This is a genomic window from uncultured Roseobacter sp., assembly GCF_947495275.1.
GTDB lineage: Bacteria > Pseudomonadota > Alphaproteobacteria > Rhodobacterales > Rhodobacteraceae > Roseobacter.
The window spans coordinates 517,006-542,793 of record NZ_CANLYL010000002.1 but is presented as its reverse complement, the minus strand read 5'-3'; the positions used below and the strand labels follow the sequence as shown (position 1 = coordinate 542,793).

General features: G+C 58.4%; 24 protein-coding genes. 8 read left to right on the top strand and 16 right to left on the bottom strand.

Annotated features, from left to right (window positions below):
• The first annotated feature begins 44 nt into the window (after nt 1-44).
• The 8 genes from Q0802_RS05920 to Q0802_RS05885 all read left to right on the top strand — a co-directional run bounded on the left by Q0802_RS05920 (nt 45) and on the right by Q0802_RS05885 (nt 8,413).
• A complete protein-coding gene (locus tag Q0802_RS05920; protein WP_298914987.1) occupies nt 45-731 on the top strand; it encodes a haloacid dehalogenase type II in 687 nt (228 codons plus the stop codon).
• Nucleotides 731-1,555, top strand: a complete 825-nt coding sequence (locus Q0802_RS05915; protein ID WP_298914984.1) for an alpha/beta hydrolase — start codon at nt 731-733, stop codon at nt 1,553-1,555. Before Q0802_RS05920 ends, Q0802_RS05915 begins: the two co-directional genes overlap by 1 nt.
• Nucleotides 1,552-2,559 (top strand): threonine/serine dehydratase, encoded by a 1,008-nt coding sequence (locus Q0802_RS05910; RefSeq protein WP_298914982.1) that lies wholly within the window; start codon nt 1,552-1,554, stop codon nt 2,557-2,559. Before Q0802_RS05915 ends, Q0802_RS05910 begins: the two co-directional genes overlap by 4 nt.
• The gene (gene pcaD, locus Q0802_RS05905; RefSeq protein ID WP_298914979.1) at nt 2,556-3,344 is read left to right on the top strand and encodes a 3-oxoadipate enol-lactonase; all 789 of its coding nucleotides are present in this window, start codon (nt 2,556-2,558) and stop codon (nt 3,342-3,344) included. The genes Q0802_RS05910 and pcaD overlap by 4 nt, the downstream gene beginning before the upstream one ends.
• Nucleotides 3,345-3,377: 33 nt before the next feature.
• Nucleotides 3,378-4,703 carry a lyase family protein gene (locus Q0802_RS05900; protein ID WP_298914976.1) on the top strand — a complete coding sequence of 442 codons (1,326 nt, stop codon included), beginning with the start codon at nt 3,378-3,380 and terminating at the stop codon, nt 4,701-4,703.
• Between the two features lie 3 nt (nt 4,704-4,706).
• Nucleotides 4,707-5,924: a TCR/Tet family MFS transporter gene (locus Q0802_RS05895; RefSeq protein WP_298914973.1), complete on the top strand. Its 1,218-nt coding sequence runs from the start codon at nt 4,707-4,709 to the stop codon at nt 5,922-5,924.
• Between the two features lie 105 nt (nt 5,925-6,029).
• On the top strand, nt 6,030-7,121 hold the full coding sequence (locus tag Q0802_RS05890; protein ID WP_298914971.1) for a Zn-dependent alcohol dehydrogenase: 1,092 nt from the start codon (nt 6,030-6,032) through the stop codon (nt 7,119-7,121).
• A 59-nt stretch (nt 7,122-7,180) separates the two neighbouring features.
• Complete coding sequence (locus Q0802_RS05885; protein ID WP_298914968.1) at nt 7,181-8,413, top strand: mandelate racemase/muconate lactonizing enzyme family protein; 1,233 nt, start codon at nt 7,181-7,183, stop codon at nt 8,411-8,413.
• A 2-nt stretch (nt 8,414-8,415) separates the two neighbouring features.
• Here Q0802_RS05885 and Q0802_RS05880 read toward each other — a convergent pair whose 3' ends face one another.
• The 16 genes from Q0802_RS05880 to Q0802_RS05805 form a co-directional block, all read right to left on the bottom strand.
• Nucleotides 8,416-9,111, bottom strand: a complete 696-nt coding sequence (locus Q0802_RS05880; RefSeq protein ID WP_298914966.1) for an RraA family protein — start codon at nt 9,109-9,111, stop codon at nt 8,416-8,418.
• Nucleotides 9,111-10,238, bottom strand: a complete 1,128-nt coding sequence (locus Q0802_RS05875) for a cobalamin-independent methionine synthase II family protein (protein ID WP_298914964.1) — start codon at nt 10,236-10,238, stop codon at nt 9,111-9,113. The genes Q0802_RS05880 and Q0802_RS05875 overlap by 1 nt, the downstream gene beginning before the upstream one ends.
• Nucleotides 10,235-11,203 (bottom strand): cupin domain-containing protein, encoded by a 969-nt coding sequence (locus tag Q0802_RS05870; RefSeq protein WP_298914961.1) that lies wholly within the window; start codon nt 11,201-11,203, stop codon nt 10,235-10,237. Before Q0802_RS05870 ends, Q0802_RS05875 begins: the two co-directional genes overlap by 4 nt.
• Nucleotides 11,204-11,812: a pyridoxamine 5'-phosphate oxidase family protein gene (locus tag Q0802_RS05865; protein ID WP_298914957.1), complete on the bottom strand. Its 609-nt coding sequence runs from the start codon at nt 11,810-11,812 to the stop codon at nt 11,204-11,206. It lies immediately after the preceding gene.
• 25 nt (nt 11,813-11,837) lie between these two features.
• Nucleotides 11,838-12,806 (bottom strand): ester cyclase, encoded by a 969-nt coding sequence (locus Q0802_RS05860; RefSeq protein ID WP_298914954.1) that lies wholly within the window; start codon nt 12,804-12,806, stop codon nt 11,838-11,840.
• Between the two features lie 6 nt (nt 12,807-12,812).
• Nucleotides 12,813-13,820 (bottom strand): LacI family DNA-binding transcriptional regulator, encoded by a 1,008-nt coding sequence (locus tag Q0802_RS05855; RefSeq protein ID WP_298914952.1) that lies wholly within the window; start codon nt 13,818-13,820, stop codon nt 12,813-12,815.
• The gene (locus Q0802_RS05850) at nt 13,820-14,578 is read right to left on the bottom strand and encodes an SDR family oxidoreductase (protein ID WP_298914950.1); all 759 of its coding nucleotides are present in this window, start codon (nt 14,576-14,578) and stop codon (nt 13,820-13,822) included. Before Q0802_RS05850 ends, Q0802_RS05855 begins: the two co-directional genes overlap by 1 nt.
• On the bottom strand, nt 14,578-15,627 hold the full coding sequence (locus Q0802_RS05845) for an ester cyclase (protein WP_298914947.1): 1,050 nt from the start codon (nt 15,625-15,627) through the stop codon (nt 14,578-14,580). Before Q0802_RS05845 ends, Q0802_RS05850 begins: the two co-directional genes overlap by 1 nt.
• Nucleotides 15,624-16,628: an ester cyclase gene (locus Q0802_RS05840; RefSeq protein ID WP_298914945.1), complete on the bottom strand. Its 1,005-nt coding sequence runs from the start codon at nt 16,626-16,628 to the stop codon at nt 15,624-15,626. The genes Q0802_RS05845 and Q0802_RS05840 overlap by 4 nt, the downstream gene beginning before the upstream one ends.
• 6 nt (nt 16,629-16,634) lie before the next feature.
• Nucleotides 16,635-17,963 carry a histidinol dehydrogenase gene (hisD, locus tag Q0802_RS05835; protein ID WP_298914942.1) on the bottom strand — a complete coding sequence of 443 codons (1,329 nt, stop codon included), beginning with the start codon at nt 17,961-17,963 and terminating at the stop codon, nt 16,635-16,637.
• Nucleotides 17,964-17,975: 12 nt separating this feature from the next.
• Nucleotides 17,976-18,506, bottom strand: a complete 531-nt coding sequence (locus Q0802_RS05830; protein WP_298914939.1) for an ester cyclase — start codon at nt 18,504-18,506, stop codon at nt 17,976-17,978.
• Nucleotides 18,507-18,633: 127 nt separating this feature from the next.
• The gene (locus Q0802_RS05825) at nt 18,634-19,791 is read right to left on the bottom strand and encodes a carbohydrate ABC transporter permease (protein ID WP_298914937.1); all 1,158 of its coding nucleotides are present in this window, start codon (nt 19,789-19,791) and stop codon (nt 18,634-18,636) included.
• Nucleotides 19,791-20,816 (bottom strand): sugar ABC transporter permease, encoded by a 1,026-nt coding sequence (locus Q0802_RS05820; RefSeq protein WP_298914935.1) that lies wholly within the window; start codon nt 20,814-20,816, stop codon nt 19,791-19,793. The genes Q0802_RS05825 and Q0802_RS05820 overlap by 1 nt, the downstream gene beginning before the upstream one ends.
• A 127-nt stretch (nt 20,817-20,943) precedes the next feature.
• Nucleotides 20,944-22,164 (bottom strand): extracellular solute-binding protein, encoded by a 1,221-nt coding sequence (locus Q0802_RS05815; RefSeq protein ID WP_298914932.1) that lies wholly within the window; start codon nt 22,162-22,164, stop codon nt 20,944-20,946.
• An 83-nt stretch (nt 22,165-22,247) separates the two neighbouring features.
• Nucleotides 22,248-23,303, bottom strand: a complete 1,056-nt coding sequence (locus Q0802_RS05810; RefSeq protein ID WP_298914929.1) for an ABC transporter ATP-binding protein — start codon at nt 23,301-23,303, stop codon at nt 22,248-22,250.
• A 276-nt stretch (nt 23,304-23,579) separates the two neighbouring features.
• Nucleotides 23,580-25,760: a thiamine pyrophosphate-dependent enzyme gene (locus tag Q0802_RS05805; protein WP_298914926.1), complete on the bottom strand. Its 2,181-nt coding sequence runs from the start codon at nt 25,758-25,760 to the stop codon at nt 23,580-23,582.
• Nucleotides 25,761-25,788 lie beyond the last annotated feature (28 nt).

Below are 25,788 nucleotides of genomic sequence, written 5' to 3'. Positions count from 1 at the left end.
GCCGTGACACTCTGAGACAAGAGACTGCCGGAGAGGGTATCACCATGCCAGTAACGACCTGCGTTTTTGACGCTTACGGCACATTGTTTGACGTGGCAGCGGCGGCAAGACAGGCAGCGGCTGAACCCGATTTCGCGCAACTATCAGACACCTGGCCCGCGCTGGCGGAACATTGGCGCCTGAAGCAGCTACAATACACATGGCTGCGCGCCGTGGCGAGCGCCCATGACGATTTCTGGAAAGTCACGCAGGACGGGCTGGATTGGGCGCTGGAAAAGACCGGCCTGCACGGCGATGCGGCTTTACGTGAAAGATTGCTGGCGCTCTACTGGGAGCTGGAAAGCTACGCGGAAGTGCCTGCCATGTTGCACAGTCTGAAAGCAGGCGGATTACAGACAGCAATCCTGTCCAACGGCTCGCCCGATATGTTGCAGGGTGCCGTAACCTCCGCTGGCATTGCTGATGTTCTGGACGACACGCTCTCGGTCGAGGCAGTTGGCGTTTTCAAACCCGATTGGCAGGTTTACGACCTTGTCGAAAAACGATTTGGCTGCGCCAAAGAAGAGGTTCTGTTCGTTTCCTCCAATGGGTGGGATGCGGGTTGTGCGACCGGTTATGGTTTTACCACCGCCTGGGTTAATCGGGGGGGCGATCCGGTGGACCGTCTGCCCTGGACTCCACACCACATCCTCGATGACCTCTCTGGCATCCCACGATTGGCAGGTCTCTAGTGGCGCGATTCAAAGCATCAGACGGGTTGTGGCTTCACTATACCGACGAAGGCGAAGGGCGTCCGGTGCTCTGCCTTGCAGGGTTGACCCGCACAACCGCAGATTTCGACTATGTCACGCCACATCTTCGAAACCTGCGGCTGATCAAAATGGATTACCGCGGACGCGGATATTCCGATTGGGATCAGAACTGGCAAAACTACGCTTTGCCGGTTGAGTGCCGCGATGCGCTGGAACTGCTGGACCATCTGCAGGTCGAAAAAACCGCGATCATCGGAACATCCCGCGGGGGTCTGAACGCCATGGGCCTTGCGATGGGAGCCAAGGACCGGTTGACCGGCGTGGCGCTGAACGACATTGGACCGGTGATCGAAGCGGAGGGACTAAAGTTCATCTCCGGCTACTTGGGACGCAATCCATCGGCTAAAACCCATGCCGACGCAGCGCATATTCTGGCGCAAAATTCGCCGGGCTTCATCGATGTTCCGCAAAACCGGTGGCTTGAGGAAGCCTACAAGCATTTTCGCGAAACAGATGATGGGCTGGAGATCACCTACGATCCAAAATTGCGCAACGCGGTCGAGGCATTGGGCGCGCAGGCGGCTCCCGACCTCTGGCCCTATTTCGATGCTTTGGAAGGGCTGCCATTGGCGTGTATAAGGGGGGAGAACTCCAATCTGTTGAGCGCCGAAACGTTTCTCGAAATGGGGCGCAGACGTCCTGATATGATCAGTGTGACCGTCCCCGGCAGAGGGCATATTCCATTTCTGGATGAACCCGAGTCCGTCGCCGCACTACAAACCTGGATTGAGGCATTGCCATGAACATAGAAATGATCAGAGCAGCGGCACAGCGTCTTGAAGGGCATGCCCGCAGGACACCGCTGCTGTCTTCCCCCTTTCTGGACGAGATCGCTGGACGCCGGGTCTGGGTAAAGGCGGAATGTCTGCAGCAAACCGGCAGTTTCAAATTTCGCGGCGCGTGGTCTGCGGTGTCAGCCCTTCCCGAAGACGCGCGCGCGCGCGGCGTCATTGCCTTTTCCAGCGGCAATCACGCGCAGGGAGTGGCCCTGGCGGCCCGCGCGCATGGTGTCAGCGCAGTCATCATTATGCCGCAAGATGCCCCGCGCGTGAAAATCGAGAATACCAAAGCCCTGGGAGCGGAGGTTGTGCTCTATGACCGGGCCGCCGGGGAGGACCGGGATGCCTTGGGAGATACGCTTTCAGCGCAGCGTGGCCTGACCCTGATCAAACCCTTTGACGAACCGCAGGTCATCGCCGGGCAAGGGACAGCCGGGCTGGAGATTGCCGAACAGGCCGCTGAGCAAGGCATTTCCAAGGCAGACGTTATCGTCTGTTGCGGTGGCGGTGGCTTTTCGTCGGGCATTGCCCTTGCACTTGAGGCAGAGGCTCCGGGGCTGCGCATGCGTCCGGCAGAACCGGAAGGGTTCGACGATGTCGCGCGCTCACTCCGGTCGGGGCGGATCGAACGAAACGCGACCCAATCGGGCAGCCTGTGCGACGCGATCATCACTCCGCAACCGGGCGTCCTGACATTCCCGATATTGGCACGATTGGCTGGCCCCGGTATTGTCATCAGCGAAGAGGACGCCTTGCGCGCTGTCGCCCTTGCGTTCAACCGGCTCAAGGTCGTGGCCGAGCCGGGCGGCGCGGTGGCACTGGCAGCCGCTCTGTTTCATGGCCATGAGATCGAAGGCGATGATGTTATCGTCACGATCTCGGGTGGCAATGTCGATAACGACGTCTTTGCGCGCGCGCTTGCGCTTGATGATCCAGCTTCGCAGCAAAAAAGGGAAAGCGCTGCATGAATATGCTCGATCTAGGTGACGTGCGGTTGCACTACCGCGTGGATGGGCCAGATGATGGCGCAACGGTCGTGTTTGCAAACTCGCTGGGCACCGATCTGAGGCTGTGGGACCCGATCCTGCCCTACCTGCCCGAAGGTCTTCGCATCATTCGCTATGACAAACGGGGCCATGGTCTTTCAAGTTGTCCACCCCACCCCTATTCCATGGGCGCACTGGTTACCGATGCAGAAAGACTGCTCGATCATCTTGATGTCCGGGAGTGCGTCTTTGTGGGCCTTTCCATCGGCGGAATGATCGCGCAGGGGCTGGCCGTCAAACGATTGGACCTGATCCGGGCGATGGTGCTGTCGAACACCGCTGCCAAAATCGGGACGCCGGATATCTGGTCAGAACGCATTCGGGATGTCGAAAAAGGCGGCATTGAAAGGCTCGCCGATGCTGTGATGGAGCGCTGGTTTTCCAGGAGTTTCCGTGCGACGCCAGCGCTTGAGCTTTGGCGCAACATGCTGACGCGGCAGGAGGACGTAGGCTACATAGGATGCTCTGCGGCCATTTCAGGGACAGATTTCTACACCGCCACAGCCAGTCTTCGCCTGCCAACGCTCGGCATTGCAGGCGCTGAAGACGGCTCCACCCCACCCGATCTTGTGAGAGAAACCGTGGATCTGATCCCCGGGAGCCAGTTTCACATCATTCGAAAGGCGGGCCATTTGCCTTGCGTGGAACAGCCCGAGGAATATGGCGCGATCCTGACGAGATTTCTCAGAGAGGTCGGTCATGTCTGACGTCACCGCTCAATTGCCCGAATTTCTCTGAACATGGCTGCAAGCGTTTTTGACAGCCCTCTCTTTTCTCAACTTTTCCCCACTGGCGAAACCGGGCGGCTCTTTTCTGACAGTGCCAGCATACGTGCGATGTTGTTGGTTGAAGGGGCACTGGCAAAAGCGCAGGGGCAGCTTGGTTTGATCCCTGAGATCAGTGCCGCCGCCATTCATCGTGCCACGCTCGAAATACAAATTGACCCAGGCGCGCTGGCGAAAGCCACCGGTGAAAACGGCGTGTCCGTACCGGGGCTGGTGGCGGCCTTTCAGGCGGAAATGAATGCGCCCGAACACGCCCAGTATCTGCATTGGGGAGCGACGTCGCAGGATATCATAGACACCGGGTTGATGCTGCGCTTACGTCAGGCACTGACCCTGGCCGAGGCTGAGTTGCGCAGGGTCCTTGAAAACCTCGGTCGTCAGGCAGAAGCCTTTGCCGACTTGCCGATGGCCGCACGCACCTATGGGCAGCAGGCGACGCCTACAAGCTGGGGCGCCGTTGTTGCTGCCTGGGGCGCGCCATTGCTGGACGCGCTGGACGCTCTGCCCGAGGTGCGCAAATACAGCCTGTGGGTCTCTTTGTCAGGCGCAACTGGGACCGCTTCTGCCTTGGGCGAGAGCGCACCGGCACTCCGAACCGCCCTTGCCGATGGTCTGGGGCTGCGGGATCCGGGCCGCTCCTGGCACACGGATCGCGGCCCGCTATTGCGGATCGCGGGTTGGATGACGCAGGTCACGGCGCAACTGGGAAGTATGGGGCAAACCCTGACCGGGATGGCTGCAACAGAGCTACAGGAGGTCTCCCTGGGCGAGACCGGTGCGTCTTCGACAATGCCGCAGAAACAAAACCCGGTTGGGCCTTCCGTACTGACAGCCCTTTCCTACCAGATGGCGGGGCTGACTGCGGGTTTGCACAATGCCACGTCACATCAATTTCAGCGTGATGGGGCTTGCTGGTTCACTGAATGGATGGTGATACCGCAGATTGCGCTGACCTGCGCGGCGGCACTTCAACAAGCATCTGCGCTATCGGGTACGCTTCAACCCAACGCCCAAAACATGGCGTCATCGCTGCAAAGCGGCCTTGGGTTGATCCACGCCGAAAAGCTCAGTTTTGCACTATGCGCGAAAATGCCGCGTCCCGCCGCAAAAAACGAAGTCAGGGTGCTTTGTGCCGAAGTGACCCGCACAGGAAAGACGCTTGCCGAACTTGCCCTGGCGAAGCACTCCGACTTGCCCAAATCTCTTTTCCAGCCCGACGCGCAACTTGGTCAAGCACCAGCGGACGCGCTCCGGTTCGCCGAACGGGTTCGGGCGCTCTGAGTGATGCGCCCCGCAGTTCTTTTCATCCTCATCACCGTCATGCTGGATGCGATGGGGATTGGTCTGATCGTTCCCGTCATGCCGGATCTGATACAGGAGGTTCAGGGTACCGGACTGAGCAAGGCCGCGCTTTGGGGCGGCGTGCTCTCCACCACCTTTGCGCTGATGCAATTCATCTTTGGCCCGATCATCGGTGGCTTGTCGGACCGGTTTGGCCGCAGACCCGTGCTGCTGCTCTCGCTCGTCGTCATGACATTGGACTATCTGGTAATGGCGGTGGCGGGCAGCATTTTCATTCTACTGTTAGGGCGCGTGATTGGCGGCATTACCGCGGCCACGCAATCAACGGCCAACGCCTATATGGCCGATATCTCCGGCCCCGAAGATCGCGCGGCAAATTTCGGACTGGTCGGTGCCGCCTTTGGCGTTGGTTTTGTCCTTGGACCATTGCTGGGAGGATTACTTGGCGAATACGGCACCAGAGCCCCCTTCTACGCCGCCGCGGCACTCGCCGCCATCAACGCGATTTTTGGCTACTTCATCCTGCGCGAAACGGTCACAGACGCGATTCGCCGCCCCTTTCGATGGTCGCGCGCCAATCCATGGGGCAGCATTCGCCAGTTGGGTAAACTGCCCGGCCTGCGGCCCCTGCTTCTGGTCTACTTCCTGTATCAGGTCGCTTTCATCGTCTACCCGGCAATCTGGTCGTATTTCGGCAAGGAGCGATTTGGATGGGATCCCTCCACAATTGGTCTGAGTCTCGCGCTTTTCGGGATCATGCTGGCCATCGTCCAAGGCGGCATGATCCGGTTTGTTTTGCGTGTACTTGGCGAAAGAGGCACGGTTCTTTACGGGCATCTCTTTGATATTGCAGCATTTATGGCGCTTGCATTTGTCGCCAATGGCACGGTTGCTCTGATCCTGACGCCGCTGGCCGCCCTGGCGGCGGTCATCACCCCGGCGCTGCAAGGGATCATGTCCAAAGCCGTCGGCAAGGATGCACAGGGCGAGCTACAGGGGGCACTGACCTCCGCCAGCGCACTGGCGATGATTCTGTCGCCCATGATGATGACCAGCGTCTTCGCCAGTTTCACATCAAGCACCGCACCGCTTTACCTGCCCGGCGCTCCTTTCCTGCTCTCGGCGGCGCTTATCGCATTGGGATTATGCGTCTTTGTGACCTTCTGGCCAAAACAAAGGACCGCAATGAATACGGAATAACAGCGACATCTGGTGTCGTGATGATGCTTGCACGCGCATCGGCATAGGGGCAGGTTCGTCGCAATGTTCAACCGCGCCCGCGCTCAAAGGAAAGTCAGCCGCCTCATGCAAACCATAAAAGCTGCCGTCTGTCGGGCCTTTGGCGCCCCACTTGAAATCGAGGATATCCAGCTGCGGCCGCCCAAATTAGGCGAAGTCGAAGTAACGCTGGATGCGGTAGCCATCTGCCATTCGGATATTTCCTACGCTGAGGGGGCCTGGGGTGGTTCGCTGCCGGCTGTCTACGGACACGAAGCGGCGGGAGTTGTCAGCAAAACCGGCGATGCCGTGCGCGGTCTCAAGGAGGGCGACAGCGTGGTCGTCACCCTGATCCGCGCCTGCGGCACCTGTGGCAATTGCGCGGGCGGCAAACCAACGCTTTGTGATACGCCTTATGACGGCGATCACGGACCGATCAAGACGGCTGAGGGCGGTAAACTGCATCAGGCGATGGCTACTGGAGGCTTCGCTGAAAAGGTCGTCGTGGATCAAAACCAGGTGGTGCGGATCGGCGACAACATTCCCAAAGATGCCGCATCCCTGATTGCCTGCGGTGTGATTACCGGCGTTGGGGCCGTGGTGAATGCAGCCCAGTTACGGGCGGGGCAGGATGTGGTTGTCATCGGTGCTGGCGGCGTTGGCCTCAACGCGATTCAAGGGGCTCGCATCGCTGGTGCGCGCCGTATCGTGGCGGTGGATATGAGCGCCGAAAAGCTTGAGATTGCGAAAGAATTCGGCGCAACTGACGGCGTGCTGGCAACACAGGACAAACCCTGGAAAGCGGCTTTTGATGCCTTGGGCGGGCGCGGCGCGGATGCCGTCATTGTGACGGTTGGTGCCATTCCAGCCTACGATCAGGCAACGCGCTATCTGGGCACGGGGGGAAAGGTCATCATGGTCGGCATGCCTCATTCCGGTGCACAATCGAGCTATGAGCCGGTCATTCTGGCGGCTGTGGGCCAAGGCATGGTGGGCTCGAAAATGGGGGACGTGGTGATCCAGCGCGACATCCCCTGGATGGTTGATTTATATGCGCAGGGGCGGCTGAAACTGGACGAGTTGATCTCTGGACGCTGGCGACTGGAGCAGATCAACGAGGCGATTGCTGATACCAAATCCGGATCCGCACGCCGCAATGTCATTGTCTTTGACAGATAACTGGTGAGCCCGCCCCCTAAGGTGGGCTTCAGGCCACCGCCCGCTCGAAGGAAACGCGCATGAAACTCGCCGATCTCGACATTATCGTCACCGCCCCGCCTGCACCCGGCTGGGGTGGACGCTACTGGATTTTAGTCAAACTCACGACAGATGACGGCATTGTCGGCTGGGGCGAATGCTACGCCTCCTCCGTCGGACCAGAGGCGATGCGCGCGGTGATAGAGGACATCTTTGCCCGTCACATGGCCGGTGAAAACCCCGAAAATATCGAAAAGATGTTTCGCCGCGCCTATTCATCCGGTTTCACCCAGCGCCCCGACCTCACGGTGATGGGCGCATTTTCGGGTCTGGAAATCGCCTGCTGGGACATTCTCGGCAAAGCCCGCAACCGACCGGTCTGGGCGCTTTTGGGCGGGCTGATGAATGACCGCATCCGCGCCTACACATATCTCTACCCGCAACCCGAGCACGACATGACTGATTTCTGGACATCCCCGGAGATGGCGGCTGAAAGCGCCTCGACCATGCTCGCCAAGGGCTACACAGCCGTCAAATTCGACCCGGCAGGCCCTTATACGCTGCGGGGTGGCCACATGCCCGCCATGAGCGATATCTCCCAATCCGTCGCCTTTTGCAAAGCGATCCGAACGGCTGTCGGCGACAAGGCTGACCTGCTTTTCGGCACCCATGGCCAATTCACCACCGCAGGTGCGATCCGGCTGGGGCAAGCGCTGGAACCCTTTTCACCCCTCTGGTTCGAAGAACCGGTGCCACCGGATGCGGTTGAGGAAATGGCCAAGGTTGCACGCAGCGTGCGCATTCCCGTAGCGACTGGCGAGAGGCTGACAACCAAAGCCGAATTTGCCGCTGTGCTGCGCGCCGGTGCCGCAACGATCCTGCAGCCTGCCTTGGGGCGCGCGGGCGGCATCTGGGAGATGAAGAAGGTCGCGGCCATGGCAGAAGTCCACAACGCCCAGATGGCACCGCATCTTTATGCCGGACCCATCGAATGGGCCGCCAATATTCATCTGGCCGCCTCAATCCCCAATCTGCTGATGGCCGAGACCATCGAAACGCCCTTTCACGACGCGCTGATCAAGAGCAGCATCCAGGTGGAAAACGGCTTCATTACTCCGCCGCAAGCGCCCGGCCTCGGCATTGACATTGACGAAGATCTGGCACGCGCGCATCCCTACACCGGCAGCGGGCTGCACCTGGAAATGCGCGAAGAGCCCTGCGACTATGTGAACGGCAATGCTTTTGAGGGCGGTGCCCCGGTACCAAAACCCTGAGATCAGGTCCGGGCCGCCTCAAACGCCGCCCAGACCGCTTCGAAGTCTTCAAAAGTGATCTGCTTTCCCTTGACCGCGTCAAAGACGATCTTTTCGGAGCGCATCAGCGTTGCGATGGCCTCGCCAAGATGCGGGACAACCGCTTCGGGGATCACCACAGCACCGTGCCGGTCAGCATGTACCAATGCCCCCGGCGCGACCGTCATACCAAAAATATCAACCGGCTGATCAAAGTCGATCACATGCACAAACCCATGGCTGGGCCCAATGGAACCCGCCACCACCGAAAACCCATCGGGCAGATCACCCAGATCACGCATGACACCGTCCGTTAACGCGCCCGAGAGCCCAAAAGCCTTGTGAATGTTGGTGTTGACCTCGCCCCAATAGGCCCCGATGGCACCGGGTACATCCATATCCTGAACAACCGCCACGCCCGGGCGCGGCCCTTCGGACATGTATTTGTAGTAGGCCATGCGGCGCGCCTTGATGATCTCGGGCGGCTCGGTTGCAGGGTTTACCGCCTGAATGCGCGCCGTACGGGCGTAGCCTACAATCGCGGGGGCTTCGGGCGCGGAACACAGCATGGTGCCACGGGTGAAATCATTGAAACCGCGCTTGCCCTGTGCCACTTCGATCGCATTGCAGACCGTCGGCGTATCGACGCGGCGCAACAGTTCCAGAAGTGCGTCGTCCATCATCGTTCCCCCGCCAGTTTTGAGCCCTCCGAGAGAGCGCCGAGTTTCGCAAAGGCAATCTCCGGATCGACAGAACCAAATCCCGCAAATGTGCCAAAACCGCAATCCGACCCGGCAATCACACGATCCTCACCGACAATCGCGGTGAACCGTTCGATCCTTTGGGCCACAAGTTCAGGGTGCTCCACAAAGTTGGTCGTTGTATCGACAACGCCCGGCACCAGCACCTTGTGATCCGGAATGTCAGATTTGCGATCCCGGAACACCGTCCATTCATGCGCATGGCGCGGATTTGAGGTCTCAAAAAGCACATAGCGGGCCTTGGCGGACATCAGCACGTCAAAGACCTTTTCCATGCCAATATCGCAGACATGGGGACCCTCGTAGTTGCCCCAGCAAATGTGAATGCGCACGCGGTCCTCGGGCACATCCTGCAACGCGTGGTTCAGGGCTTCCACATGGGCGGCGGCGATCTTGAGAAATTCCGCATCACTCAGATCATTGAAAAGCATGTGACGCGAGAGCGCCAGATCGGGGCAATCAAGCTGCACGTCGAGCCCGGCGGCAACAATGGTCTGGTACTCTTCGCGCATCGCATCGGCGAGCGCCGCAAGATAGGCCTCCCGCGTCTTGTAAAAATCATTTTGCAGGAAAAGCGAAATCACGCCGGGCGAGGCCGCGTTCATGAAACCACGTGATGCGCCATGCTCGGACATGGCCGCCTTCAGATTGTCGATATCCTTTTGCAGCTCGCCCTGCCCTTTGGACGTGACCTGTCCGGTGCACATGGGTCGCGCGTATTGCGGTGTGCCACCATCTGCCGCCAAGCGTTTGAGAAAGCTGGGGAATCTCTTTAGGTCCGCCGGTGCGTTACGCGGGCTGTCGCCCGAAAACCCGGTGTAGCGATCCTTGACATAGGTGGCATAGGAAATCTTTGAAGTCTCGCCATCGCTGACAATATCCACACCCGCTGCGACCTGTTTGGCAACCGTTTGCGAGACCGCTTGCGTCATCGCCGCATCAAACGCCGCCGCGTCATAAGGTTCCTCACGTTCACGGGCGAAAATGAAATCCACAACCTTCTGCGTGCGCGGCAGGCTACCGACATGTGTGGTGAGAACTGTCATGGCGCGCTCCATGTGGGACCGGCCGGATCATCGGTGCCGAGGATGTGATAAAGCGCGGCCTCACCGGTCATGGAAGGCACCGCGTTGTGCATCAGGTTTTCAGGAACCGACATTGTGTCGCCGGGCGCCAGCGTTGCGGCCCCTCCCTCCCAGGAGACCCTCCAATGGCCGGTAACCGGCATCAGGACCGAGGCACGATCATGCTGGTGCATGTCTGCCGATGCCGAGGCGCGTGTCACCAGTGACACCTCGAACCCCGGTTTATCACGCAACATTGCCTCAGCGCCGATGACACGGGCCGGAGTCTTGTCTGCCAGGGCCACCATGTCCCAGTACCGCGCCACATGATTGGGGATAACATCGGCTGTGGCAGGTTCGGGATAGCGGGCCAGTTCCGCCTCCGAAAGCACCGGCATCGCCTTCACACCGGATGGCAGAGACTGGCCCTGTTTGGTGTCGTAGAGCTTGCCTTCTTCGGAGAGAACCAGCCCGTGTTCGGCAGCATCCTCAATTACCTGCGGTGCCCAGATCACACCACCACCCGCATCATCACCGCCAAGGATGGCCATGATCATCCCGTAGTCATTGCCGATGTTTTCAAACCCGCGAAATATACCCGTGGGGATGTTGAAAATATCCCCTTCGTCCAGAATGACTTCGCCAGCATCGCCCCAACGGCCCCAGAAAAACCGCCAACGCCCCTTAAGGACAAAAAACACCTCCGCCGTGCGGTGGCTGTGCAGGGAGTTGCGACACTTCGGCGGCTGGCCCGCAGCCCCGATGTTGAACCCGTGCGGGATTGATATGTGAACGTGCTGATCAGGGCTTTCGGAGACGCCACCGCCGATGATGGTGAAATTTTCCTTCTGGTCGCTGCCGGGCGTGTGCGCGTCAATGAACGCGGTCTTGCAGGGCTTCAGATCGCCATAGCGAACGATGCGGGTTTCCATTTCAGCGGGGGTCATTCAGGTATCTTTCTTCAGGGTTTCGCGCAGGCTGGCCAACTCATCAGCAAGACGCGCATTTTCGGTTTCCAGCCGTTCAAGTTCTGGTGCGACAAGTGCCGCAATCTCGGCTGTATCAAATCGGGGAGTGATGAACTGCGGGCAATTCCAGTCGAATGCCGCAATCCTGATGGTAACAAGGTGCTCGACCTTGCCCTGCTCGCCGCTGGCCAGTGCTTGCGCGAGATCGGGGGCAGCGTCAGCATCAACCAGGGTTGCGTGACCGATCAGTTTCAAGCGCGCTTTTCGCGGATAATCCATGGCAAAAAGGGACACGCGGTCGTCGTTTTTCAGATTGCCCGTACTCACATATTGTCTGTTGCCGCGATAATCCGCAAAGCCGATGGTTTGCGCATCCAGCACCTTGAGAAATCCGCGTGGCCCGCCGCGATGCTGAACATAGGGCCAGCCTGTCTCCGAAACCGTGGCAATGTAAAGCGATGTGCGCGAGGTCAGAAAGGCGATTTCGTCTTCGCCCAACCCGTCAGGCGCGCCACGCGCCACCATACGCGCATTGGCGTCACGTGATCCGCGCGCTTTCTGCTCTGCTTGGACGGCAGGGGTGAACATGAGGGATCCGAAAGGCTCCATGACCTCACCCGGTGTGCAGCAGGATCTGTTTCCAGATCGTTGTTTCATCGAATATGACGTATTCCCGGCGCAGCCCCCAGGGACCGAATTCCGCGTGGCTGATGCCCAGCACATAAACCTCGGCTCCTGTGGGCGCGCCAAACCGACCCCAGCCTGAATGTTTGCCATGCAACGACCAGCGCAGGGCAGCGCGCGGCGGCATCATCGCATCGTCGCGGCCAATCTGATGGTCAATCCGGAACTCCGCATCGGGGAAAGAGGCGCGCAGCCCCATCCAGAACTGATCGGCATCGCCGTGGCTGTGACCAGTCACGCCGCCGGGGTATTCCAGATGGGCGGCCCGGTCATATTCAGCCCCGACGGCTGCCATATCCGCGCTCATGATCCGCGTCAGGATGTCGGCATATTTCGCCCCCAAGGGGTTGTCATTACCCCGTCCTTTGTAGGGCCCGGGTTGATCGGTTGCCGGGCTCAGCGGTTTGACGCAAGCCTCCGGCCCCCCTTCGCGCGCGATCAGCTCAGCGGCATATGCCTTGGGATCCCACCCCAATTGCCGGACAATCGCCCCCTGATCGCGGATCAGCCATTCATCGTTGATCTGGTTGTTTATGGCATGGCAGTCCGCCAGAATGCGGTAGGTCAGTTTCTTGCCGGTCGCCTTGCCATAAACGCCGTCATGGGCATGTGTTGCCGTGCTCAGCAACCGGTGTGAGGACAACATCCCCTCCTCAGGTGTCCCTGACCAGATCACATCCTCCCCCAGCAGGGTTCTGTCCGGAAACTCCGCCAAAGTCGCCATGGTCGCACCAATCACATTCTGATTGCCAATGACCACGGAAGCAGGTGAGCGCACCACGATATCGTCTGAATAATACTGGTGCAGGGTCGCGATGCCGCGATCCTCCCAGATTTCCCGGGTGATCCCGATTATGTAATCGGGAAAGTCCTTGAACTTCGGATCGAAGCCTTTCATGTTCGTTTATTCCTCAGGTTTGCGGGCGGAGCCGCGGATAATCAGGGGGCCATCCAGCGCAATCCGCCGGGGCGCATCATCTGCTTCAGTCAGGCGGGCAAGCAGTGCCTCAACTGTCGCTGAGACCATGCGATTGGCTGGTTGGCGCACGGTTGTCAGATCGTAACTGGGCCAGTGCGACAGCGTCACATCGTCGTACCCAACAACCGACACATCCTGCGGTATGCGCAGTTTCAACTCGTATCGCAGCACATCCATCACGGCAAAAGCCATGTGATCATTCGCCACAAATACAGCGTCCGGACGGTCTTCTGCGGCAAACATTTCGCGGGCCGCCGCCTGTGCGGTTTCAAAGTTGAAATTACCAACACCGCGGGCAAATAGCGTCATGCCCGCTGCCGCCAGCCCGGCAACAAACCCCTTCTCGCGGTCAATTTGCGTGGATGCATCCTCCCAACCCGCGATATGCGCGATGCGGGTATGTCCGCCCGCAATCAGGAAGTCCGCCAGTTTTCGCCCCCCTGCCACATTGTCGGATGTGACGCTGGTGAGGCGATCATCATATTGGTGACGGTTGAACAGAACGATGGGAATGCCCAGGCCCTCACAGCGTTTTGTCAGATCGTTCGAAAGGCCCACCGAGGCGGCGATGATCGCATCGACCTGATAATCCAATAGCTCGTCAATCACCGATTGTGTGGCGTCATGATCGTTCGATGCCATGAAAACCAGAACATGGTAACCCTCGGCCTGCAACGCTTTGGACAGGCGCTCAATCGCCTCCGGGTAGAACTGGTTTTCCAGATAGGCCACGACCAGACCGATGATGCGACTGCGCCCGGTGATCAGCGAGCGGGCGATCACATTGGGCCGGTAACCCAGTTGCGCCGCCGCCTTGCGCACCTTTTCCGCAGTCCCCTTGCTGACGGAAGCACCGGGCGTGAAGACGCGGCTGACAGCGGATCGGCTGACGCCGGCCTTTTCAGCCACTTCCAGAGAGGTCACTTTGCCCATCAGCCTGCTGTCCACCCGCCATCAATCATCATCGAGGTGCCGGTGACCATGGCCGAGGCATCTGAGGCCAGAAAGAGGGCCGCCCCCATGATGTCTTCAATCTCGCCCACGCGGGGCAGTTTGATCTTGTCCATGATCCATGCAAGGCGTTCGGGGTTGTCGAGTGTCACTGCTGACAGTGGCGTGCGAATGAACGTGGGGCAGATCGTATTGATCCGGATACCTGACTTGCCCCATTCGATTGCCATGGATTTGACCATGCCTTCCAGCGCATGTTTGGACGCGCAGTAAACCGCGCGGTCCACACCGCCCACATGCGCCATCTGACTGGAAATATGGATGATCGAGCCGCGTTTTCCGGCCGACATCAGGGCTTTTGCCGCCTCGGCGGACAGAAAATACGCCCCCCGCAAATTGATATTCATCACCGCGTCAAAATCATCAGGCGTGGTTTCCACGGCGGGTGAATGACGTGCCAGCCCGGCAGAATTGACGACAATGTCGAAGGGCGCTTCAAAGACGGCGGGCAAAGCGGCCACATCTGTCTGATCAAGCGGCAGGGCTTCGACGGACCAGCCTTGCGCAGCCATAGCATTGACCGAGGCTTGCAGCACGTCCAGGCGCCGCGCGGCGCACACGACATGGGCTCCTGCTTCTGCCATAGCCACGGCGCAACCCAGACCGATGCCGGAGGACGCTCCGGTGACCAGCGCGCGTTGACCGGTCAGGTCAAACTTTGGCGTTCTCGGCAAATCCATTAAAGGGCCACTCCTGTTTCCGGGTCAAATCCCGCGCGGGCCTTGTTGAACTCGCGCAGGCGCGCGAAAACATCGACCCCGATCTGATCATACATCTGCAATAGATCAACCAATACCCAGTTTTCACGGATCAGCCCGTTTTCCACGCGCCAGAAATCCAGAGAGCGCATTTCGATCTTCTGGCCCGTCGGCGCGATGCCGAGCCAGCCTCCTTGAGTGATGGATTGATACATGTTTGGCCAGCCGGTGACAGCGGCGTAATTTGCCTCCCCAAAGAAGTGGTATTCGATCTCGTCCAGATATTGCCCCCGATCCGGCATCGCCTTGAGGAAGGGGATCTGGTGCCAGTTTCGAAACCCTTCGATGCCGCGACCACTGCCAATGCCGGAAGGCCCGTACCACATCAGTTTGGGGTGCCAGAAACGGTCCATTTCCATGACCTCCGGTCCGCCCTCGGAAGGGTGTTTCTTGAGATAATTCAACGCATCGATGATATGCTGGCATGTTGCCATACCCGCCGCTGGATCATGCGGGCCGGGAATGATGCCATCATTGCTGGCGGGCGCAGGCACATGCCATTCGCGCCCCAGCGATGGCGTCATCGGCCAGGCATTTGCCTGCATCATCACCTCGGGAATGTCCCAGATCGCCTGCATTTCAACGAGCTGCCCCTCGACAAAGCGGAAGAACTCGTGAAACCGCATGTGGACGATATGCCCGGTCGCCGGGATGTCGCGCCAGGGCTTGTGAAACGTGCCGCAATAATACCCGCCGAAGCCAACCCATTGATGACCCTCCGGCGTGGCCCCGGCCATCACAATGAAATCGCGGCGCTCAAGGTCGGGGATTGCGCTTTGCAAGGGGACAAAGGCGGTGTCGACGAAGGTGTCAACGCTCTGCATGGTCTCAAATGGGAAGGACAGGCGAAACATTGCATCCGGCGCGGAAATATCCTGCAGCGTTCTGCGCAATGCCTTGATATCAAAATCATAAAGTGCCGCGCGAAAGGGGGCGATCAGCTCTTTGTGGTATGTGGGCAAATCCGTCATACGGCGGATCTTTCGAGGCGGGTAAAGAGATCTACACCCATCTGCGCAAAGAGATGCACCATGTCCACAAAGACCCAGTTTTCGGTGAATTTTCCACCGGTGCGCAACCAGAAATCCAGGCCCGAAACCTCGATGGGATTGCCCGTTGCCGGATGACCCAGATAGGTCCCGCTGTGCGTCCCGATGACCCCTTTGGGACCAGAGGCGGCCAACAGACGATCCTCTGCAAATAGGCTTTCCAGATGCATCACCTTGCGGTCGGGAAAGGCTGTCAACCAAGGATTTTGATGCAGGGTCTCGAACTCGCGCAAGGACAGGCACGCCCCGATGCCGCCGGGGCCGTACCATTTGACATTCGGGTGAAAAAACCGGGCCATCCCCATGCTGCCAAGGTCATTTTCGTCGTAGCGGTTGAGACCGCCGAAGATGAAATTCCGCCCGAAATCAAGTGTCTCGCGGGTTGCGACATCGCTTTGGGGCGTGCTCAGAATCGCGTCATACGCCGTCGCCGCCGGGAAAACATGCAATGCTCCGCGCGGTTTGGGCAGCACCGGCATGCCAATCTGGTCGCACCAGTCGACGAAATCCCAGATCGTCTGCGCATGGGTAATCTCGCCCGCATCGTCAAAACGCAAGAATTCACCCCATCTGATCCGCAAATCGGTCTGTGTTGCCGGGATACCGAAGGCCGATGCCGTTGCCCGCCCGGTATAGTAGCCGGTGCCAGCGACCCACCACGCGCCATCTTCGGCACCACTCTCATGGGCTTCGGACGCACCACCCATGAATATATGCACGTCCCGTTTCAGATCAGGGATCGCGGCGCGCAACGGGGTGAAAAGTTGCGCGATCACCGCGTCCGCATCGGTGTGCACACCAATGGGTTCCGACGCTTGCCAATAGGTGAGCGCGGGCAAAAGCGCGCGCGCACTGCCAGGGTCGGTGTCGAGCGCTGTCCAAAGCGCCAGCGCCTTGTCCTTGTTGCGCTGATTGGCGTCCATGCAGGATTACTCCGCCGCTTCCTGCACCGGTGCGCCGGTGCCATAGGGAACATTCACCCCGCCATAGCGGCGCACACGCAGATTGCACTGCTCCGCATGACCGACAAAGCCTTCCAACATGCACAGGCGCGAGCCATAAGCCCCGATTTCTGCGGCCGCCTCATCGGTGAGAACCTTCTGATAGCTATGCGTTTTCAAAAACTTACCAACCCACAACCCGCCCGTATACCGCCCGGCTTTTTTGGTCGGCAGGGTGTGGTTCGTCCCGATGACCTTGTCGCCATTGGCCACATTCGTGCGCGGGCCGAGAAACAGCGCACCGTAGCAGGTCATGTTCTCCAGAAACCAGTCATCCCGGTCGGTCATCACCTGCACATGCTCGGAAGCAATATCATCGGCAACGGCCAGCATTTCGTCATAGCTGCTACACAGGATCACTTCGCCATAGTCCTCCCAACTGACTTTCGCGGTGTCCGCGGTTGGTAAAATTTCCAGAATGCGGTCAATCTCGGAAAGCGTTTGTTCTGCAAGTTTGCGCGAATTGGTCAGGAGCACGGCGGGTGAGTTATACCCATGCTCCGCCTGCCCCAAAAGATCGGTGGCACAGATCTCCGCGTCTACTGTATCATCCGCGATCACCATGGTTTCCGTGGGGCCTGCGAAAAGATCAATCCCGACACGGCCAAAAAGCTGGCGTTTGGCTTCTGCGACAAAGGCGTTGCCCGGACCCACGATCATGTGCACAGGCTCAATGGTGTCTGTGCCAAGGGCCATGGCCCCGACCGCCTGAATACCCCCCATGACGTAAATCTCATGCGCGCCGCCCAGATGCATCGCGGCGATCACTGCCGGATTGGGCTTGCCCTTGAAGGGCGGCGTGCAGGCAATGATACGCGGCACCTTGGCAACCGAAGCCGTGGCGACGGACATATGCGCGCTGGCCACCATTGGAAATTTCCCGCCCGGAACATAGCACCCGACCGATTGCACGGGGATGTTCTTGTGCCCCAAGATGACCCCGGGCATGGTTTCGACTTCGATATCCAGCATGCTGTCGCGTTGCGCTTGTGCGAAATTGCGAACCTGTTCCTGTGCGAACTTGATGTCCGCCAATTCGCGCGGGCTCAACTGAGCGATCAACGCGTCAATTTCCGCCATACTCAGCCTGAAGCTGGCAGGAGAATAGTTGTCGAACTTTTCCGATAATGCCCGCACGGCCACGTCACCGCGCGCTTCGATATCAGCGAGTGTCGCCTCCACTGCAGCGCGCGTTTTTGCATCATCGTCAGCACGTTCTGCGGCCGGTTTTCCACTTTTGAGATATTCAATTGCCATGAGACCACCTCTTTACTGATCGGGACGCGGCGGCGTTTTTTCACCGCGATCAAAGGCTTCCCAGCCTTCCCCCTGAAAAACATCCTTGCCCAACTGGGCCAGCACATGCGGGAAATCCACCATCACCCAATTATCGGTGATGCGGCCTTCCTCCACTTTCCAGAAATCCATGTACCGAATTTCCACGCGCTTGCCTGTTGGTTCGACACCCATGAATGCGCCCGAATGCGTGGCTTCCTGTCGGCCAAAAGCGGCGGCCCATTCGCCCATGTAAAGCCGCGCTTCATCCACACAAACCTTGTCGGAAAAGGCCGCCTGAAAAGGCCGTTGCCAATTATCCTGGAACGCCTGCAACCCGATTTTGGTGCCGCATCCCTGATTGCCCATCCAGCGAAAGCCATCGGCAAAGAAGGTACCGATATCATCTATGCGGTGGTCGTTCAGGCCGTCCACCATACCCTCAATGACCGCACGGGTCTCTTCGGTTTTGCTCATGTCCGTGTCTTTGCTGAGCACGGCCTGTTCTGGCCTTGATCCCTTCATCACAGGGTCCTTTCATCTTTGTTTTGAAACAGCGTCAGATCAGTGACGCATCTCAAGATGAAATCCCTGGGCAGCCTGTTGAGCGCCGGGTGACGCTGCATCAGGCCGGTTCTGGCACGTCTGCTCATCAGCCTTTCACAGCCCCCGCCGTCAGACCCGATACAATCTGGCGCTGGAACACCATGACCAGCAGGAACAGGGGTGCGGTGATCGACACCGCCGCCGCGACCGCTTCGACCTGATCCGTGGTGGTTGTTTCACGGTTGAAATACCCTGCGATGGCCGGAACCATGGTCTGGTTTTGTGCGTCCAGAAGCAGGGATGTTACCAGAAAGTCATTGTACCCCAGCAGGAAGGAAAAGAGACCCGTGGTGATCACCCCCGGCCACATCACCGGCATGATGACACGGCGGAAAGCCTGAAAGTGACTGCACCCATCAACGCGGGCAGCTTCGTCCAGTTCTGCCGGGATATTCTGGAAAAACGAGCGCAGCATCCAGATGGTAAAAGGCTGGTTGATCGACACCAGAACGGCGATGACGGCCCAGGGTTGCCCGTAAAGCGTGGGCGCACCGTCGCCAAATATCGGACGCAGGATTTCAGAAGAGTTGATAAAGACAGGCAGGTATCCGGCAACCAAAACCGAGTGCGGCAAGGCGCGGAACACCAAGGCCAGGATCAGCAGCCAGAACGCAAGGTCAGAGCCGGAACGCGCGAGACCATAGCCTGCCAAGGTTCCCACAGTCAGTGAAATGGTGACAACCCCCGCCGTTACCAGCATCGAGTTGAGAAAATTGCGGTAGAATTCGTTCTCGCCCCACACCGCCACGTAATGGTCAGTTGTAAGTCCAAGAACCGGCGCGCCGAGGGGCCCCAGGATGCTATTGAGAGCCCCCAGAACCAAAGGCAAAAGGCCAAAAAAGATCAGGACAAATGCCAAGGCATAGGCGATCGCGCCGAAAACCCAACCCAATACCAACAGGCCCGGCGGGCAGTATTGCCGAACCAGACCCGGAAGACGTGTGAACGCCCACCGGATCGCAAAGTAGAGCACGACGAGACCAACGACGATGTCCAAGAGCGACAGCCCGTCCCCGTTGGCGCGGGTGGCGGGGCCAAGGATCACATCCCATGGGCTGTCTGCAAAGGCGTCTACCGGGGATTTGAAACTCATGACCGCGATCCAGAAGATCGGGAAGGCGGCAAGCAGGCACCAGAACGCAAGGAAGGCACCGGAGGAAAAACGCAGCGCAAAAGACTGCTGCATGGCTTTGGGTGTCGACATTAGTGCGCGCTCCCTTTGTGGTCTCGCCAGGTTCGGCGCAACGGCAGGATCAGCAGGAAGACGATCCCGACCATGGTCAGCATAGCCGACGCAGACGCGCGGCTGATCGCACGGTTTCCGGCATCGTCAGGCGTCATGAAATCATAAGTGAGCCATTGCAGTGAAATGACATGCGCCTGGCTGCGGAAACCGACGATTTCCTCGAAGACGCGGTAGCAATCCATCAGGTGAATAAGCGCGATGAAAATGATCAGCGGCATCAGATGTGGCACGATGACGTGACGCAGCCGTTCCCAGCGGCTCGCACCGTCGATCACAGCGGATTCCAGCGTGTCCATGTTCACAGTCTGCAAACCCGCATAGAAAATGACGAACGCGAAAGGTGCCACATGCCAGACCCGGTAGAAGTACATCAGCAGTTCAATGGTCCAAGCCTGAGCAAACATTGAAATGTTGGTGCCACTCCAGCGTTCAAGCATCGCCGTCAGGATACCGTCCCCGACAAAAAGCCAATAGATCGACAGTGACCCGATGACCGGCGTGATGATAAAGGGCAGCAGCGAGATGAATATGATGGGCCCGCGAATGGCCCGCGTGGCATTGTTGACCGCCAGCGCGATGGCAAGACCAACGCCAATCACCAATGGCAGTGTCAGCAAAGTGAACGACAGGGTGAATCTGAGGGCCTTCCAAAAGTCGATCTGCATGATCGCATTCCAGTCGCCATTCCCGACAGCGCTCCAGAACTTTTCCATTTGCAAAACATTCCGGTAACTTTGCAAACCCACCCATCGTGTTTCCGTCACGGTTTTCCCGCTGTCATCCAGAACCGGTACGGTCTTGATTTCGGTTGTACAGGTTTGCGTCACGAACCCGGGAGTGCAGGTTTCTACCTCTATCTGTTCCAAAATGGGTTGTGTGACTTGGAAACTCTGGATGAACACGCTAACCAACGGTGCCGCAATGAACAACAGCATCATGAAAACAGATGGACCAACAAAAGCAGCAAAAGTCTTGAATTTCATGGGCTTGCCCTCGTGACAACTCGGTTTGCAAAGTGCTCAATTTGCTTTGCAAAACACATTTCGATGCGCTTAACAAAACATCGCCGACAGAAGATCGCTGGCCGGGAATACCCGGCCAGCCGTTTGTTTACTTCAAGACACCAGCTTCTTTAGCTGACGTTGTATAGGCTTCGGTAATTGCTTCCAAAGTGGCTTCGGCGCTGCGTTCTCCTGTAAAGAATGCTGGCAACTCGTTGCCCAGAGCGGAATGAAGCAGCCCCATCTGCGTTGTGGATGGATAGGCGGGTGGTGCAGGATTTGCCGTCGCTGTCTCAATCGCACCCTTGGCAATGTCAGTTGGCGCGTAGCCATCCACCAGCCAGATCGCAGCGTCATTGGCACTTTTCACCATTTCGGAATCCAGCCCTTCCATCGCGAGACGGAAGGCGGCATCAGCCTCTTCGTCAGAGATGTTCTTGGCGATCACGATACCGTCCCACCACAAAGTTGTGGCCGGAACACCGCCCTCCATAGCTTTGGGAGCAGCCGACATCGCAACCTTACCGACAACCTGACTTTCAGCTTCATCATCCATCGCACCCGCGCGGCTTGCCCAGAGGTTTGCCATTGCAATTTTACCCTGCTGGAACTGCTGTTGTACGTAGGTGGAATCCGAGACAAGGACTTCAGGGTCCGTATACTCGGTCATCGCCTTCATCATCTCCAGCGATTTGATACCCGCTTCGGAATTAACGGCAGCCGTGTTGTCATCGTTGAAGAATTTGCCACCAAAACCGGCGTACATGTTGTTGAAATCCTGGGCCAGATTCCAGCCGGATTTCAGCGTCGCACCCAGTGGGTATTCCATGACGCCAGCTTCCTTGATCTTGGCGGAGGCTGCCAGAACTTCATCCCATGTTGAGGGTGTTTCGATGCCAAGGTCCGCAAGAACGTCAGAGCGATACATCAGATGCTGCGTGTTCACCATCATCGCCACAGCCATGATCTGGCCATTGATGCGGATCAATTGATTGGGCTTCAGGTTTTGCCCATATTTCTCGACCAGATCGTCCAACGGGCGGATGGTACCGGCGTTCAGCAGCGGCGTGATGGTTCCGTTCGACACGCCACCGATTTGGTAAAGCGACGGATTGGCTTCAAACGCGGCAGGCTGCTTTGTCCGGAACTCCTGATCCAGCTCCGCCTGAAAGTTTCCGCATTCAGCCATCGCATCCGTGACGGCCTTCCAGGCTTCAAATCCGGCACTCAGAGATTTTACCGGCGTGGTATTTTCGTAGGAACACGCGGCAAATGCCGTGCTTCCCATAAGCGAGATCGCCCCCGCCAATGCGATTTTCTTCAAGAACATATGCAAACTCCCTGTTGCAGTTGGCTCGGGTGCATCTTGCAAGTCTGCACCCTTTGGTTGGCCCCGAAAAAGGGCATCACGGCTTAGGACAGCTGAATGCGCGTCCCGCTGTCTTTGTCGAACAAATGACAGATTGCGACCGGTACGGAGAAGGAAACCATATCCCCAATCTCTGCACGGAATTCCTTATGGGCCTTGACCGAGACCAGTTGCCCACCGGCACGCACGGTCAACATCGTCGCATCTCCCAAAAGCTCGATCGTGTAGATTGGCGCTGTAATTTGTCCACCATCGCCTTCTGCGAGAGTGGCATCTTCGGCGCGGAACCCCAACGTTACCGGTCCATCAGGGCCTTTGAGCCCGGAAATCGAAACGTTGGTTCCGGTGAAAACACCGCCCTCCAAGGTTCCATCGACAAGGTTCATGGCCGGACTGCCAATGAAACTTGCGACAAAGGTATTGGCGGGATGATCGTAGATGTCAGTTGGCGTGCCCACCTGCTGCACCTTGCCCTGCTTCATTACGACGACGCGATCCGCCAATGTCATGGCCTCAATCTGGTCGTGGGTCACATAGACCGTTGTAACTTTGAGTTCGTGGCTGAGGTTCTTGATCTGCGCCCGCGTGGACACCCGAAGTTTGGCATCAAGGTTGCTGAGAGGCTCATCCATCAGGAATACGTTGGGTTCGCGCACGATGGCCCGCGCCAACGCCACGCGTTGACGTTGACCACCGGAGAGTTCAGCAGGTTTGCGATGCAGGAAGTCGTCGAGTTCGACCATTGCAGAGGCGCGGCGCACGCGTTCATCATGCTCACCCTCCGGAATCTTGCGAACTTTCAATGGAAAGCGAATGTTCTCGTAAACATTCATGTTGGGATAGAGACCGTAGGACTGGAACACCATCGCAACATCGCGGTCCTTTGGGTCCAAATCGTTGACCACGCGCCCGTCGATGATGATCTCACCCTCTGTCGCGTCCTCCAGTCCCGCGATCATACGCATGGTTGTGGTTTTCCCACAGCCCGATGGCCCCAGAAGGACCAGAAATTCCTCGTCGGCGATGGTCAGATCAAAGTTATCGACACCTACGAAGCTGCCCCAACGCTTGTTGATATTGCGCAGTTGAATTTCGGCCATGATGTCCCCACTGTCGGATGCTGATTTTCCGGCTTACCCAACGCTAGACATTCAGATGGCCGTTTGGCAAGAAATTTTTGCACACGTTTGCAAAAACTTTCGGGAAATATCGGTAACTACTTATTTTTAAATCACTAAAATGAACTGCATCGATTTCTTATACCAGTAGAGAACGCTCAGGATCGTATTGCAGCAAGGCCAGTTGAGAGCTTCATCGCCGAGTCGGAACCGTGCACGGGCGCCTACGGCGGGAAGCTTCGCTGCCGTGCCAACGTCTCAGTCGACAAGCGCCTTGACCGCCGCGACGATGCTGTCGCAGGATGGCATGGTGGCCGCATATGCAGGACCTGTGGCGATGAAACTGTCCTCCGCCGCAAGACGCGTAAAGCTTGCAATTCCGTGTTCCGCCATCAGCGCCATCAGACCCTCCGCTTGCCCGCCGGTACGACGGCATTCGTCAACAATCAGAACATGCGTACAGTCCTGGAGCGCCGCCAACAGGGCCTCAACCGGCAAGGGCGCAAGCCAGCGCAGATCAATGACCCGAGCCTTGATGTCAGAGGCGAGAAGTTGTTTTTGCGCCTGCCGCGACAGGAAATGGCCGTTGCCATAGGTGACAATCGCCACATCGCCCCCCTCTCCGTGCACACCGACGGTGTTCAGCGGAATGGTCTTTTCCGGATCAGGATAGGGGGTCATCCACCCACCATCCCCTTCACCATGCAAATCCCGCATGGGATAGAGCGCAATGGGTTCTACGAAGACACAAACGCGCTGCTCTTCGCGCGCCAACCTATGGCACTCGCGCAGCATTTGCGCTGCGTCGGCCCCGGTTGACGGGCAGGCGATGATGATGCCCGGAATGTCGCGCAGCACCGCCAGCGAATTGTCATTGTGAAAATGCCCGCCGAAGCCCTTTTGATAGCCCAGACCGGCGATCCGCAGCACCATCGGGTTGGTCCATTGACCCATCGAAAAGAAGGGCAGCGTCGCGGCCTCACCCCGCAACTGATCCTCAGCGTTGTGCAGATAGGCCAGAAACTGGATTTCCGGCATCGGAACAAATCCGTTGTGCGCCATGCCAATGGCCAGCCCAAGAATGGATTGTTCATCGAGCAGCGTGTCGATCACACGGTCGCGACCAAAGCGCGCCTGCAGCTTCTGCGTCACGCCATAAACCCCGCCCTTGCGACCAACATCTTCGCCCATGATCAGGGTTTCGGGATGGGCCAGCATCAGATCGTGCAAGGCCCAGTTGATGATCCGCGACATGGGCTGGGGCGCATTCATCTGCGCGGCATCGGCACCAAAAAGCGTTTCTCTGGCCTGTGGGTCCGGCCCGTTGCTGGGCGCACAGTGCCGCTTTGGGGGGATCAGGCTGGCCATGACGTCCGCAGCCGTTTTCAGATGCGGTCGCCTGACAACTTGTGCGGCCTCAACCGCAACCGCTTCCAATGTGGATTGGTAAATGTCGGATAAGGTTTCTGCTGATGCCGCGCCTTTGAGAACCAGCAGCCTCGCGGAATGGAGCAGCGGATCATTTGCCTCATCCGCCTCTACTTCCGCGCGCGGCAGATAACTGGTGGCAACATCCGCGCCAGCGTGCCCATAGAGCCGCACCATACGCAGGTGCAGAAATGCAGGCTTTTTCTGGGTGCGTACGTATTGCGCGGCTGCACGTGCCGCCGCAAAAACCGCAAAAATGTCCAACCCGTCGGCCTCGAAGTAACGGACACCCGGCCTGTGCTGCATCGACGCCCTAATCCAGCCCGACGGTGTTTTGGTAGAGATGCCGATGCCATTGTCTTCGCACACCATCAGCAAGGGCAAGGGCGCGCCCTGAATGGATGTCCACCCAGCAGCGTTGATCGTTCCTTGGGCGGTGGAATGATTTGCCGAGGCATCACCAAAGGACACCATCGCCAGACCATCCCGGGCCAGGCACCCGTGTTCAGGCGCGCGGCGACGGGACAAACCGATACTATAGGCGGCCCCCAGTGCTTTGGGCAAATGGCTGGCAATGGTCGAGGTCTGGGGCGGGATCATCAGCGCGCGGCTGCCCAGCACCTTGTGACGCCCCCCGCTGGTCGGATCCTCGGAGGAACAGGCAAAGCTCAGCAGCATACCCCGCATCATGCCTTTCTGACCGGCCTGTTGCGCCCGCGCGATCTGAAACGCGGCATCGCGGTAGTGCAGAAAGGCAATGTCGTCGGGTCGCAGCGCCTTTGCCACGGCCGCCATCCCCTCATGACCGGATGAGCCAATTGTGTAGAACCCCCGCCCTGCCTTCTGCATCGCCCGGCTTTGGATATCCAACGCCCGGCTCAGCACCTGAGCGCGGTAAAGCTGCAAAGCCTCATCTGCTGTCAAACCCGGTGCGGGTGCTGCACCTTCGGGAAAATCGCCTGTCGCAAGCCGTGACAGGAAATTCTCATGCACAATCTGGACACGGTCCATCAATCACTCATCTTCTTGGCAAGCCTGC

Excerpts from the sequence above, each read along its gene's own strand:
- Q0802_RS05830 (WP_298914939.1), bottom strand. The coding sequence starts at position 18,506 with ATGAAGGGATCAAGGCCAGAACAGGCCGTGCTCAGCAAAGACACGGAC.
- Q0802_RS05900 (WP_298914976.1), top strand. The coding sequence starts at position 3,378 with ATGGCTGCAAGCGTTTTTGACAGCCCTCTCTTTTCTCAACTTTTCCCC.
- Q0802_RS05825 (WP_298914937.1), bottom strand. The coding sequence starts at position 19,791 with ATGTCGACACCCAAAGCCATGCAGCAGTCTTTTGCGCTGCGTTTTTCC.
- Q0802_RS05910 (WP_298914982.1), top strand. The coding sequence starts at position 1,552 with ATGAACATAGAAATGATCAGAGCAGCGGCACAGCGTCTTGAAGGGCAT.
- Q0802_RS05885 (WP_298914968.1), top strand. The coding sequence starts at position 7,181 with ATGAAACTCGCCGATCTCGACATTATCGTCACCGCCCCGCCTGCACCC.
- pcaD (WP_298914979.1), top strand. The coding sequence starts at position 2,556 with ATGAATATGCTCGATCTAGGTGACGTGCGGTTGCACTACCGCGTGGAT.
- Q0802_RS05850 (WP_298914950.1), bottom strand. The coding sequence starts at position 14,578 with ATGGATTTGCCGAGAACGCCAAAGTTTGACCTGACCGGTCAACGCGCG.
- Q0802_RS05805 (WP_298914926.1), bottom strand. The coding sequence starts at position 25,760 with ATGGACCGTGTCCAGATTGTGCATGAGAATTTCCTGTCACGGCTTGCG.
- Q0802_RS05810 (WP_298914929.1), bottom strand. The coding sequence starts at position 23,303 with ATGGCCGAAATTCAACTGCGCAATATCAACAAGCGTTGGGGCAGCTTC.
- Q0802_RS05845 (WP_298914947.1), bottom strand. The coding sequence starts at position 15,627 with ATGACGGATTTGCCCACATACCACAAAGAGCTGATCGCCCCCTTTCGC.
- Q0802_RS05865 (WP_298914957.1), bottom strand. The coding sequence starts at position 11,812 with ATGTTCACCCCTGCCGTCCAAGCAGAGCAGAAAGCGCGCGGATCACGT.
- Q0802_RS05855 (WP_298914952.1), bottom strand. The coding sequence starts at position 13,820 with ATGGGCAAAGTGACCTCTCTGGAAGTGGCTGAAAAGGCCGGCGTCAGC.
- Q0802_RS05875 (WP_298914964.1), bottom strand. The coding sequence starts at position 10,238 with ATGACAGTTCTCACCACACATGTCGGTAGCCTGCCGCGCACGCAGAAG.
- Q0802_RS05890 (WP_298914971.1), top strand. The coding sequence starts at position 6,030 with ATGCAAACCATAAAAGCTGCCGTCTGTCGGGCCTTTGGCGCCCCACTT.
- Q0802_RS05870 (WP_298914961.1), bottom strand. The coding sequence starts at position 11,203 with ATGACCCCCGCTGAAATGGAAACCCGCATCGTTCGCTATGGCGATCTG.
- hisD (WP_298914942.1), bottom strand. The coding sequence starts at position 17,963 with ATGGCAATTGAATATCTCAAAAGTGGAAAACCGGCCGCAGAACGTGCT.
- Q0802_RS05920 (WP_298914987.1), top strand. The coding sequence starts at position 45 with ATGCCAGTAACGACCTGCGTTTTTGACGCTTACGGCACATTGTTTGAC.
- Q0802_RS05860 (WP_298914954.1), bottom strand. The coding sequence starts at position 12,806 with ATGAAAGGCTTCGATCCGAAGTTCAAGGACTTTCCCGATTACATAATC.
- Q0802_RS05815 (WP_298914932.1), bottom strand. The coding sequence starts at position 22,164 with ATGTTCTTGAAGAAAATCGCATTGGCGGGGGCGATCTCGCTTATGGGA.
- Q0802_RS05820 (WP_298914935.1), bottom strand. The coding sequence starts at position 20,816 with ATGAAATTCAAGACTTTTGCTGCTTTTGTTGGTCCATCTGTTTTCATG.
- Q0802_RS05895 (WP_298914973.1), top strand. The coding sequence starts at position 4,707 with ATGCGCCCCGCAGTTCTTTTCATCCTCATCACCGTCATGCTGGATGCG.
- Q0802_RS05880 (WP_298914966.1), bottom strand. The coding sequence starts at position 9,111 with ATGGACGACGCACTTCTGGAACTGTTGCGCCGCGTCGATACGCCGACG.
- Q0802_RS05840 (WP_298914945.1), bottom strand. The coding sequence starts at position 16,628 with ATGGACGCCAATCAGCGCAACAAGGACAAGGCGCTGGCGCTTTGGACA.